This window comes from Campylobacter helveticus (assembly GCF_002080395.1).
Classification (GTDB): domain Bacteria; phylum Campylobacterota; class Campylobacteria; order Campylobacterales; family Campylobacteraceae; genus Campylobacter_D; species Campylobacter_D helveticus.
Map to the genome: position 1 here is coordinate 1,747,668 of NZ_CP020478.1, position 11,059 is coordinate 1,758,726.

Sequence of the window (11,059 nt, forward strand, 5' to 3'; positions counted from 1 at the left end):
GGGGAAACAATGGCTAAAAATAATCTAATCGGCGGTTCTATTTGGGACGAGTATTCTAAAAAAGTCCAAGATAGAATGAATCAGCCTAGATTTATGGGTGAATTTAACGAAGAAGATGCTAAAAACAGAGACGCCAAGCTCATCGTGGCAGATTTTGGTGCGGAAAGCTGTGGCGATGCGGTAAGGCTTTTTTGGCTTGTCGATGAAAAAACTGATACCATTATAGACGCGAGATTTAAAAGCTTTGGCTGTGGGACAGCAATCGCAAGTAGCGACACGATGGCAGAACTTTGCATCGGTAAAAAGGTCGATGAAGCAGTTAAAATTACAAATTTAGATGTGGAATTTGCAATGCGTGATGAGCCAAATACCCCTGCAGTGCCACCGCAAAAAATGCACTGCTCGGTTATGGCTTACGATGTGATAAAACAAGCCGCTGCAACTTATAAAGGCATTTCTCCCGAAGATTTTGAAGAACAAATTATCGTTTGTGAGTGTGCTAGAGTAAGTCTTGGGACAATCAAAGAAGTGATTAAGCTTAACGACCTTCACAGCGTAGAGGAAATCACGCAATACACAAAAGCGGGAGCCTTTTGTAAATCCTGTATAAAACCCGGCGGACACGAAGCTAGAGAATATTATCTCGTGGATATTTTAGCTCAAACTAGGGCTGAAATGGATAAAGAGCGCTTAAAAAATTCCACAAAAAGCGATGTGTCTTTTGATGAAATGACTATGGTGGGACAACTTAAAGCTGTTGAAGCGGTGTTAGATGCAGAAATTCGCCCTATGCTTCACGGCGATGGCGGAGATATGGAAGTCATTGACATACAAAAGGCTGAGGGGGGAGCTATTGATATTTATATACGCTATTTGGGTGCTTGTAGTGGGTGTTCTAGTGGGAGTGGAGCAACGCTTTATGCGATAGAGAGTATTTTGCAAGAAGAGCTTAGTCCAAACATTAGAGTAATGCCTGTTTAAGCGGAGTTTAACTCCGCTCATTTTATTATTTTGCTAGACTTGCCTCAAGCATCCAGATATTTTTTTCATATTTGGCGATGTTTTCTTGAGCAAAAGCTGCTGTGGTAGTATCTCCTGCTTTCTCTGCCAACTCATTTAATTTCTTAAATTCGCTCAAAAGATATTCGTAATCCTTTTTCACAAGCTCTAAAACTTCACTTGAATTAAAGTGGTCTTTTTCTGCTTTTGGAGCTTTTGCATTTTCTAACAAAACTTTAGGACAAACAATAGCTTTTTCTCCAAGCTGCAACGCTCTCTCCGCACAACCATCAAAAAGTTCAGCTAATTCTTCATAAGCCTTTTCTGTGTACTCGTGGATAGAAAAAAATTGAAGTCCCTTAACATTCCAGTGGTAATTATGAAATTTAATCCACAAACTATGTGCATCCGCTTGTAATTGTAATAATTGTTTTACAACTGACATTTTGTCTCCTTTTTAAAGATTTTTAACATTATAACATTTAATTCTTAAATAATAATTATTATTAATTAAAAAAAATCTATTTCCTTAATAAATTCTTTAAAATAAGCTTTCCCACCTCCACACCGGGCTGGTCATAGGTATTAATGCCTAGCATCAGCCCACACGCAGAAGTAAAAAGCTCATAATAATACATCAAATATCCACAATGCCACGCATCAAGCCTCTCAAGCTCTATCACATCGACACTCAAATTTTCGGCGATTAAAGCGTGCATAGTCGCATCACACTGCGCATTTAAAAGCTCGTGCAAATTCACACCATTACTCAAAGAATCCAAAAATTTAAAGTCTATATCAGGGATAAGTGGGGCTTTTTGGCTATCTTTAATCTTTAAAAAAGTAATCGTTTTGTTTTTAGGTCCGTCCATTATAAGCTGCAAAAAGCTATGCTGGTCTCTTGCGCCTATCAAAGCGATGGGTGTTAAACCTAGCCTTTTATAGCCTTGCTTTTTACCAAGACTTTCGGCGATAAGCTGGATATACCACTCATTAAAGCCTTTAAAAGAATCGCTATAAGAAAAAAGAACATTAATGTTCGCACTTTTGTGTGTGCAATAATGATAAGCCTTTTGCAAAATCACATCTTTTTTATGAGAGAAAAAATCCTCAAAACAAGCCTCAGCACCCTTTAAAAGAGCTTTGGCATTATAACCCAAAAAGCAAAGAGGCACGATACCAACAGCCGAAAGCACACTAAAACGCCCCCCAACATTTTGCGGGATAAAAAAGCTCTTTATCCCTAAATTCTCGCCCTCTTTATGTAAATTTGAGTTTTCATCGGTGATAAAGACAAAATATTTATGAAGTTCTTTTAAGTCCAAATTAAAATGCGCAATAATAAGCTTAAAAAGGCTTATAACTTCGACCGTGCTACCCGTTTTACTCGTAATGATAAAAAGGCTTTCCTCAAGCTTGATTTGTTTTAAAATTTTGCTTACAGAATGCGAAGAAGTATTATCAAGTATAAAAAGCTCTCTATCGTTATCCTTTTCGTCAAAAAGCAAGTCCTTAAGGGCTTTCACGCCGCAACTTGACCCACCCATACCGACTAAAATGACTTTTTTAATATAATTTTTTTGCGCGATAAATTCCAAACTTTCCTCTATCAAAGCTGCACCCATTTTATGCAGATGATAATAGCCCACGTCGCCACTTTCTTGCTCATCATTAATACGCCTAGCGTAAGCGTCTATCTTTTCTAAGCTCGTTTTTTCAAAAAAGAGTGTATTTTCTAGCATAAATTTTTCTTATAAAAATAATTTGTCGCTTCGACATAGCCATCGACACTTCCGCAATCAAAGCGTTTTCCCTCAAATTTGTAAGCTAAAACCATGCCATTTGTTGCTTGGGTTAAAAGTGCGTCTGTTAGTTGAATTTCGCCGTTTTTACCCACCTTAGTATTTTCTAAAATGCCAAAAATATCCGGAGTTAAAATATAACGCCCTATGATAGCAAGGTTACTTGGTGCTTCTTCTACGCTTGGTTTTTCTACCATAGAATGCACCATTATAAGATTATCCTCCACAGAATTCCCCGCTATCACGCCATAATTACTCACTTGCTCTTTTGGCACTTCCATTACAGCGATAATGGTGCAACGGTATTTTTCATAAATTTTTACCATTTGCGCCATTACATTTTGTCCATTTTCATTAACGCACAAATCATCTGCCAAAATCACCCCAAAAGCCTCATCACTCGCTAAAGGTCTGCCCTTTAAAACCGCATCACCCAAACCTCTCATTTCATTTTGTCTTGTAAAAGTAAAGGTGCAACGGCTAATTAAAGAACGAATTTCGCTGAGTAAATATTCTTTCTTTGTGCCTGAAATTTGATGTTCAAGCTCATAAGATATGTCAAAATAATCCTCCAAAGCCCTTTTTCCACGCCCCGTTACAAAGCCCATATTATCCATACCTGCCTCTAAAGCCTCATCGACACCATAGTGAATTAAAGGTTTTGTTAGTATGGGAAGCATTTCTTTAGGTAAAGCCTTAGTCGCTGGCAAAAAGCGAGTGCCATATCCTGCGGCTGGGAAAATACAAGTTTGAAGCATAGAATATCCTTATAAGTTTTATGGAAAATTATACTTAAATTTTATAAATGCCAAACAAGAAAGTAGCATAAACACAATTATCGCACTCTTGCTACTTCTGCAAGATATTCTTGCAAGGGCAAATTTTTAACATCCACACTAAAAATACAATAAGGCTCTAAAACTTTACAATGACTATACTCAAACGCACTTTTAAGAGGCGATAATAAAGTCTCAAGGCTATATCCGTGATGTCCATCATAACTTTTTGCATTACCCCCAGCAGTTGTGATAATTTGAAATGTTTTCCCCTCAAGCATTTTGGGATTATCCCCATACAAAATGGCTGTAAGCACCCTATCTTGCCACTCTTTGAGTAAAGCTGGTGTGCTAAACCAAAATAAGGGAAATTGAAAAATAATCTTACCGCTTTGTTGCAAAAGCTTCATTTCAAATTCCACATCAATGTTACCATTTGGATAAGCGGTGCTAAGATTGTGAATTTTAACATTATCTAAATTTGTAGCAGAGTCTAAAAGCGTTCTATTAGCCTTAGAATTCTCCCAAAATGTATGAGCAAAAACAAGTAGCGTTTGCATAGTATCCTCCTAACATTTCGTTATAAAATGATTATAACAGCTTTTTTACTAACAAATAATCTTAACCTGCCACCAAATACAGCCCAAATAACGCACAACTTAATACAGGAAAAGTTATAAGTGCAGAAAAAAACATATATTGCAAAAAACTAATGGAAATTCCATATCTCTTTAAGCTTGTAAGCCATAATAATGTCGCCAAAGAGCCAATGGGCGTAAGCTTTGCACCGATATTACAGCCAAGTAAATGTGCGAAAATAAGTTCTTTAGAAGAGTCCAAAAGTGCCAAATCTCCAAGCATTACCATAGGTAAATTATTAATAACACTTGCTCCAAGACTCGAAAAAATCCCTACGCCAAAAATCGCAAAAAAGGGTGAAAGTGGCTTATAATCTGCCATTTCACCCCTTAAAAATTCAACCAATCCTATATTTTTCAACCCAAAAACAACAATAAACAATCCTAAACTAAAAAGAACAATGCCAAAAGGAGCTTCTTTTGCAATTTGTGAAATTTTAAATTTTTGTGTGAAAACTCCCCAAATCACACTTAAAAATGCAGCCGCAAGTGTGAAAACACTAAGTGGGATTTTAAAACTCTCTCCACCAATAATCCCTATAAGTAGAAAAATCACCAAACCAACGCAAAATAAAGTGGTGGAAAATTTCGGCAAAGGTTTTGTGGAAACATTAAATTCCAAAGTTTTTGGAAGTTTGCGTATGAATACCCCAAAAAGCAAAATACTCGCCAAAATTCCAAAAAGCTGTGGCAACGCCATCATAAGAGCAAAATCTAAGAAAGTGATTTTAAAAAAGTCTGCTGTGATGATATTTGTCAAGTTTGAAAAAACAAATAAATTTGAAGCAAAATCACTCATAAAACCCACAAATAACAAAAAAATAATGAGAGGATTTTGCGAAAATTTTATATTTTTAATATGTGCCAAAAGTGCGATGATAAGTGGCGTTAAAATCAAAATCGCCCCATCATTTGCGAAAAAAGTTGCCAAAAGACTTGCAAACACTCCCATAAAAATATAAAATTTCCAAGTATGCAAATTCAAAGTTTGCTTATGTGTGGATAATTTTAGTATGTAGTATGCCAAGACCTCGAAAAAACCAAGCTTTTCCAATGCAAGAGCAAAAACTATCAGTCCAACAAGAGCAAGAGAGCTATTCCATACCATTTCCCATACAAAAATGACATCTCTCAAACTCACGCTACCAAATAACAAACTAAAAAACGCACCAAGTGTGCTGACAAGCCAAATAGGAGTGCCAAATGGACGCAAATAAATTCCAAGCATTACAAAACAAAAAATGATAAGGTCCATAAAATCCCTAATTTGTGAGAAATACGCTTAAAAATTATAGCTAAATTATTTTTCTTAATCTGCTCTTGAATTATTTTTTTTTTTTTGTAATATGTGCTTTCAATTTTAATACACAAGGAAAAACAATGAAAAAAGTTTTAGTAGGTGCGGTTTTAAGTGGCGTTTTAGCGTTAGGGTTTTTAAGCGGTTGTTCTTCGCCTAAAGAAAGATTAAAAGAGCTTGCGAAGGAAGGAACAAAACTTGAAAAGAAATTTGCCCTTAATGACTTTGAAACCGAATAGGAACGCAAAGAAGCTAGAAAAAGATACGAAGAAATATTAGGAGAAATCTTAAAAATTAAAGCAGAAGAAGAAAAATAAAAAGTTTAAGTAGAGTTTTAAACTCTACTGATGTTAATACGGAAAATCGACAATTTTCCTTTAAATACAACTAAAAATTTAACGAATTTTGAGAGAATTTAAAATTCACTTTCGCTTCACTTATTTATTTTATACTTCTAGCAAGATTTTTAAAGGAGAAACAATGAAAAAAACATTAGCGGTTTTAGCGACTTTAAGCTTAGGTTTAAGCGTGGCAAATGCGGAGGATATTTATGGGACGATTATCGACATTAATGACGCCTCAAAAACCATACTTGTAGAGACAACTTACGGACAAAGGCTTAATATGAAAATTTTACCTCATACACAAATTGATATGGACGAGTGTGGAATTTTTTGGACAGATAAACAAGGCACTTTTAAAGATTTAAAAGTCGGCACTTTTTTAGAGGCTGAAGTGTTTTACATTAATGCTCCAACCCAGCCTAATACCCAAGACCCACAAGCCACACCTCAAATGGTAACAGTGAAAAAAATCGACATAGAGTGTAAGAAAAAAGCCTACTAAAACACTTTCTTAATCAAAATTCATTATAATGCCCTTTAAAAAGGCATTATAATGAGGATTAACAAATTCCTATCTCACAATACCACATATTCACGCCGCGAAGCCGATGAGCTTATCAAGCAAGGCTTAGTTAAAATCAATCAAAAAATCGCCCAATTAAGCGATGAAGTCAAAGAAGAAGATAAAATTTTTCTTAAAAACAAAAGAATTCACAAAAAAACGCAATTTAGCGTCATCATCTACCACAAACAAAAAGGCGAAATCGTCAGCCGCAAAGATGATAGAGGCAGAAAGACTATCTATGAAAATTTGCCTAAAAATTTTTCCACTTGGCTTAGTGTGGGGAGGCTTGATTATGCGAGTGAGGGCTTACTTTTACTCACAGATAGTCCTGTGATAGCTGATGCTTTGATGCATAGTGATTTAGAAAGAGAATATTACTTAAAGATAAAAGGCAATCTTTCAAAAAATGTCATCGAGGCAATGCAAAATGGCTTAGAAATTCAAAACTGCACTAAGGGCGCTCACGCAAAAACAAAAATCACCTCTATGAAATTTGCTCCTTTTTTAGACTTTGAAATTTTTGGCTCAAGCGGAGGCTATACGAAACTTAGAGTCGTGATCAATGAAGGACAAAATAGGGAACTTAGACGCTTTTTTGGTTATTTTGATTTAGAAGTAATGGACTTAAAAAGAGTGGCTTTTGGTATAGTCGAGCTTGGTATGCTAAAAGTGGGGAAATACCGCTTTTTAGAAAGGGGCGAGTATGAAAAATTACGCGATTTTTTAAAAACAAATGGGATAAGATATTAATGTTCTCCCTATCATCTCGCCGCTATACAGGAGCTAAAACAAAGCTTTTAGATTCTATTGATACAAGCATTTTAAAAAGCTTTGATTATAGAGATAAGAAAAATCTTAGCTTTTTTGATGTGTTTAGTGGCACAGGGGTTGTGAGTGAGTATTTTGCTAAAAAGAAAGAGTTTAATAGTATTATCATCAATGATTTTTTACACTCAAATTTCATCATTTATCAAGGCTTTTTTACACAAGATTTGTTTGATTTAGAAAAGCTAGAATCTTTTAAAAAAGAATTTGCAAAGCTAAAGCCTAAAGATATAAAAGAAAATTATTATTCAAAGCATTTTGGCGATAAGTTTTTCAGTAAAAATGATAGCAAAATAATAGGCTATGTGCGTGATAGGCTAGATTATCTTTTAGACCAAAAAGCTATCAGTAAAAAAGAGTTTTTTATCCTTTTAAGCTCTTTGCTTTATAGTGTGGATAGGGTGGCAAACACGGTGGGGCATTATGATGCTTACCGCAAAAATGTTATCTTACAAGATAGATTTAGTTATGAGCTAATAAGCCCTTTAAAGCTTGAAAAAAGCATTGAGATTTATAAGGAAGATTCTAATGTTTTAGCACAAAATCTAGCAAAGCAAAAAAGGCAAATTGACATAGCCTTTATAGACCCACCTTATAATTCTAGGCAATATAGCAGATTCTATCATTTGCTTGAAAATCTAGCATTAAACAAAAAGCCAGAGTTATATGGCGTAGCCCTAAAACCAAAGCCTACCAATCTAAGCAAATATTGCAAGGTGGAGGCTAGAGAGACTTTTAAAGACTTGATAGAATCTTTAGCAAAGGTATGTAGGGTTTTGGTGCTTACTTATAATAATACTTATACTTCTAAATCAAATTCAAGTAGAAATAAGATAAAATTGCAAGAAATTCAAACAATCCTTGAATCTGTTAGCAGGGTAAAACTTTATGAGTGTGATTTTAAGGCTTTTAGCAGTGGAAAGACAGATTTAAAAGAGCATAAAGAAATTATTTTTATAGGTGAAATCAAATGACAATGCAAACAAGTTTTTTGCAAAATGATGGGGCTACTATTATCCGCTCTCCATTTTTTTATGTAGGCGATAAATATAAACTAATGCCACAGATTAAAAGATTATTTCCAAGCAAAATACAAACCTATGTTGAACCCTTTGTTGGCGGTGGAAGCTCATTTCTTAATACAAAGGCACAAAATTATAGACTGAATGATATAGATTTCTATGTTATTGCCCTGCATCAATTTTTACAAAATAATGCACAAAATCCCACTTTTTTCACGCAACTTTTTAGTTTGATAGAATCTTATAATCTTTCTTGCTCTCTTAAAAACATTATCCCGCCAACAGATTTAAGACAAAACTATAAAAAAACCTATTTTGCTAAATTTAATAAAGAATCTTATATGAGGTTACGCCACGAATTTAACAACGATAAAAAAGATATGCTAAAGCTTTATGCCTTGCTTATTTATGGTTTTAACCGTATGCTTAGATTTAATGCTAGGGGCGAGTTTAATTTGCCTGTTGGTAATGTGGATTTTAATCATAATGTTTTAAAAGCTTTGATGGATTATTTTCATTTTATCCAAGATAAAGATGTTGAGTTTTTTAATACGGATTTTAGGGATTTTCTTAACTCTATCTCTTTAAAAAAGGGCGATTTTATCTACCTTGACCCACCTTATCTTATTAGCGGAAGTGAATATAATAAACTATGGAACGAAGAGCTAGAATTTAGGCTTTATGAGCTTTTAGAAAGACTAGATTCTAAAGGCATTGCGTGGGGACTTAGCAATCTTTTAACACATAAAGGCAAAACAAACACGCTTTTAAAAAACTTCACCAAAAAATACCCTACCTATACAATTCAAAGCAATTATATAAGTTTTAATGACAATAGCATTAAAAAAGATTCCTTAGAGGTTTATGTAAGCAATGTATAAAAATGAAAAATATAAAATCCTAGGAATTTGGCTTTTGCTTTTATGAGATGGGCAAATCTCTTATTATCTCGCACACAGGGCATTTGCTCATAGACGCAGTCAATGAAATCCCAAGCAATGAAGCAAAAATTGCTAATATCTTTTTAAATTGTTTGATGAAATATCAACGCAATAATCCTTTTAGAAATGTTATCAACACAAACGCACCTTTGATTTTATTGCTTAATGTTTTAAGAAAATTACAAGAAAAAACGCAAGATTCTAAACTTTCTATTTTAGAAATACCTTTTTTATTATGCTGGAGAGATGATGATTATGCAGCCCTTACGCATTATATTTTAGAGTTTAGAAAAGCTTATCCTAGCTTTGCTTATAGTAAAGAGCTTATTTATGAAAAATGCTTAAAGATTTTAGAAACCACAAATACAAAACGCTTTAAATTTTCACAAGTTTGCAAAGAATCCATAGATGAATATATTAGAAAGATGAGAATTACAGGGATTATTTCACTGCGTGGAAATGGTAGGTTTATAGATTTTAACACTTTTGAAATATCAAAGATTGATTATGTGTTAAAGCATTATTCACATTATAAAAAATTTGATGACAAAAAGGCTTATTTTGCATATATGGGCGAAATAGATTCTCATATACTAGAGCTAAAAGAGCAAATTGACACAAACAAAGAGAGCTTAAAGCAAAAAATGCTTGAATCTTTTGCCGCCCAATATAGCAAAGAGCAAATTTACCACGAATTAAGCGTTTTAACTAGCAAAAACAAGACAAGCAAAGATGAGATTCTAAGATTTATCCCAGAGCCTGTAAGATTTGAATTTCTAACCGCCATTGCCTTAAGGCAACATTTTGGGGACTTAGAGGTTATGCCAAATTATAGCATTGATGATGAAGGGTTGCCAAAGTGCTTTGCAGGTGGAAATAAGCCTGATATTGTCTGCAAGGATAAAGAAAGCAAAAGCATTATTGAAGTGAGTTTGATTTGTGGCAGGGGGCAGGTAAATAATGAGCTTTTGCCGATTACAAGACATTTAAAAGAATTGATTAATTCATCTCAAAATAGTCATTTAAAGCACTCTTTTTTTGCCATATTTATCGCTCCAAAGATTTATGAAGATTCTAAAAGATATGTAAAATTCATCAAATTTGATGAGGGTTTAGAAATTAAAAATATGGATATTTTAGAGTTTATCCAAAATATTAAAATCTCTCATACGCAAAATCAAGCTATCAAAAATCTTTGCATACAACGAAACTTGGGGTAGCAAGTGGTATCAAACCCAGATTAAAGCAATGATTAAAAATTTAAACCCTTATCCTTAAATTCGCTGCGTGAGTCAGTGCTATGGCTATGGCGTCTGTGATGTCTAAAGGCTTGATGTCCTTTGAAATCCCCAAAAGTCTTTTTACCATAAAAGCGACTTGTTCTTTACTTGCCTTTGCTTTTCCTGTGATGGTTTTTTTGATTTGTAGGGGGGTATATTCTGCAAATTCGCCGTGAAGTTGTAAAATCTTAAGACTTAAAGCACCACGAAACTGCGCAAGTTTCAACACACTTTGGGGATTATAAGCAAAAAATATATCCTCTATCGCAACCTCATCAAAATAATGTGCTTTAAAAATCAAATCAAGCCCCTCGCAAAGCTCTGTGATTTGATACTGCAAGGTGCTAGGCTTGATTTTAATAAGTCCCGCCTCAATAAGAGAATTTTTGCTCTTAGTTGCTTCAAGTATGGCATAGCCACAAAAACGGCTTCCTGGGTCTATCCCTAAAATTTTCACATTTCTACCTTTATTCACAATGTGAAAAAAACTTTTCACAAGATGTGAATTTTAACCTTTTTTTATAAATTTTAAGCTAAAATTACGCCCTTAAATGACTAAAAAGTAGGAAA

The 11,059-nt window shown here is 34.3% G+C and carries 13 protein-coding genes; 7 read left to right on the top strand and 6 right to left on the bottom strand.

The window, feature by feature from the left end; all coding sequences use genetic code 11:
• Window positions 1–9 precede the first annotated feature (9 nt).
• A complete protein-coding gene (locus tag CHELV3228_RS09235) occupies window positions 10–981 on the top strand; it encodes an iron-sulfur cluster assembly scaffold protein (protein ID WP_082200701.1) in 972 nt (323 codons plus the stop codon).
• 25 nt (window positions 982–1,006) lie between these two features.
• Here CHELV3228_RS09235 and CHELV3228_RS09240 read toward each other — a convergent pair whose 3' ends face one another.
• The 5 genes from CHELV3228_RS09240 to CHELV3228_RS09260 all read right to left on the bottom strand — a co-directional run bounded on the left by CHELV3228_RS09240 (window position 1,007) and on the right by CHELV3228_RS09260 (window position 5,470).
• Window positions 1,007–1,444, bottom strand: a complete 438-nt coding sequence (locus tag CHELV3228_RS09240) for a Dps family protein (protein WP_082200702.1) — start codon at window positions 1,442–1,444, stop codon at window positions 1,007–1,009.
• Window positions 1,445–1,520: 76 nt separating this feature from the next.
• Entirely contained in the window at window positions 1,521–2,741 is a 1,221-nt protein-coding gene (locus CHELV3228_RS09245; protein WP_082200703.1) for a glucose-6-phosphate isomerase, read from the bottom strand.
• Complete coding sequence (gene galU / locus CHELV3228_RS09250; protein ID WP_082200704.1) at window positions 2,735–3,559, bottom strand: UTP--glucose-1-phosphate uridylyltransferase GalU; 825 nt, start codon at window positions 3,557–3,559, stop codon at window positions 2,735–2,737. Before galU ends, CHELV3228_RS09245 begins: the two co-directional genes overlap by 7 nt.
• A gap of 77 nt (window positions 3,560–3,636) precedes the next feature.
• Window positions 3,637–4,137, bottom strand: a complete 501-nt coding sequence (locus tag CHELV3228_RS09255) for an NAD(P)H-dependent oxidoreductase (RefSeq protein ID WP_082200705.1) — start codon at window positions 4,135–4,137, stop codon at window positions 3,637–3,639.
• Window positions 4,138–4,198: 61 nt separating this feature from the next.
• Window positions 4,199–5,470 carry an arsenic transporter gene (locus tag CHELV3228_RS09260; RefSeq protein WP_082200706.1) on the bottom strand — a complete coding sequence of 424 codons (1,272 nt, stop codon included), beginning with the start codon at window positions 5,468–5,470 and terminating at the stop codon, window positions 4,199–4,201.
• Window positions 5,471–5,595: 125 nt separating this feature from the next.
• Here CHELV3228_RS09260 and CHELV3228_RS10125 point away from each other — a divergent pair, with 125 nt between their 5' ends.
• The 6 genes from CHELV3228_RS10125 (at window position 5,596) to CHELV3228_RS09285 (ending at window position 10,429) form a co-directional block, all read left to right on the top strand.
• Complete coding sequence (locus CHELV3228_RS10125) at window positions 5,596–5,751, top strand: hypothetical protein (protein WP_156890194.1); 156 nt, start codon at window positions 5,596–5,598, stop codon at window positions 5,749–5,751.
• Window positions 5,752–5,992: 241 nt separating this feature from the next.
• Window positions 5,993–6,358, top strand: a complete 366-nt coding sequence (locus CHELV3228_RS09265) for a hypothetical protein (protein ID WP_082200707.1) — start codon at window positions 5,993–5,995, stop codon at window positions 6,356–6,358.
• 51 nt (window positions 6,359–6,409) lie between these two features.
• Window positions 6,410–7,171: a pseudouridine synthase gene (locus CHELV3228_RS09270; RefSeq protein WP_082200708.1), complete on the top strand. Its 762-nt coding sequence runs from the start codon at window positions 6,410–6,412 to the stop codon at window positions 7,169–7,171.
• Entirely contained in the window at window positions 7,165–8,220 is a 1,056-nt protein-coding gene (locus CHELV3228_RS09275) for a DNA adenine methylase (protein WP_200806024.1), read from the top strand. The genes CHELV3228_RS09270 and CHELV3228_RS09275 overlap by 7 nt, the downstream gene beginning before the upstream one ends.
• Window positions 8,217–9,149, top strand: coding sequence for a DNA adenine methylase (locus tag CHELV3228_RS09280; RefSeq protein WP_082200710.1), 933 nt, complete (start codon window positions 8,217–8,219; stop codon window positions 9,147–9,149). The genes CHELV3228_RS09275 and CHELV3228_RS09280 overlap by 4 nt, the downstream gene beginning before the upstream one ends.
• Window positions 9,150–9,196: 47 nt before the next feature.
• Complete coding sequence (locus CHELV3228_RS09285) at window positions 9,197–10,429, top strand: AlwI family type II restriction endonuclease (RefSeq protein WP_082200711.1); 1,233 nt, start codon at window positions 9,197–9,199, stop codon at window positions 10,427–10,429.
• A gap of 40 nt (window positions 10,430–10,469) precedes the next feature.
• On the opposite strand, the gene ruvC is transcribed toward CHELV3228_RS09285, so the two are convergent.
• Window positions 10,470–10,946: a crossover junction endodeoxyribonuclease RuvC gene (ruvC, locus tag CHELV3228_RS09290; RefSeq protein ID WP_082200712.1), complete on the bottom strand. Its 477-nt coding sequence runs from the start codon at window positions 10,944–10,946 to the stop codon at window positions 10,470–10,472.
• Window positions 10,947–11,059 lie beyond the last annotated feature (113 nt).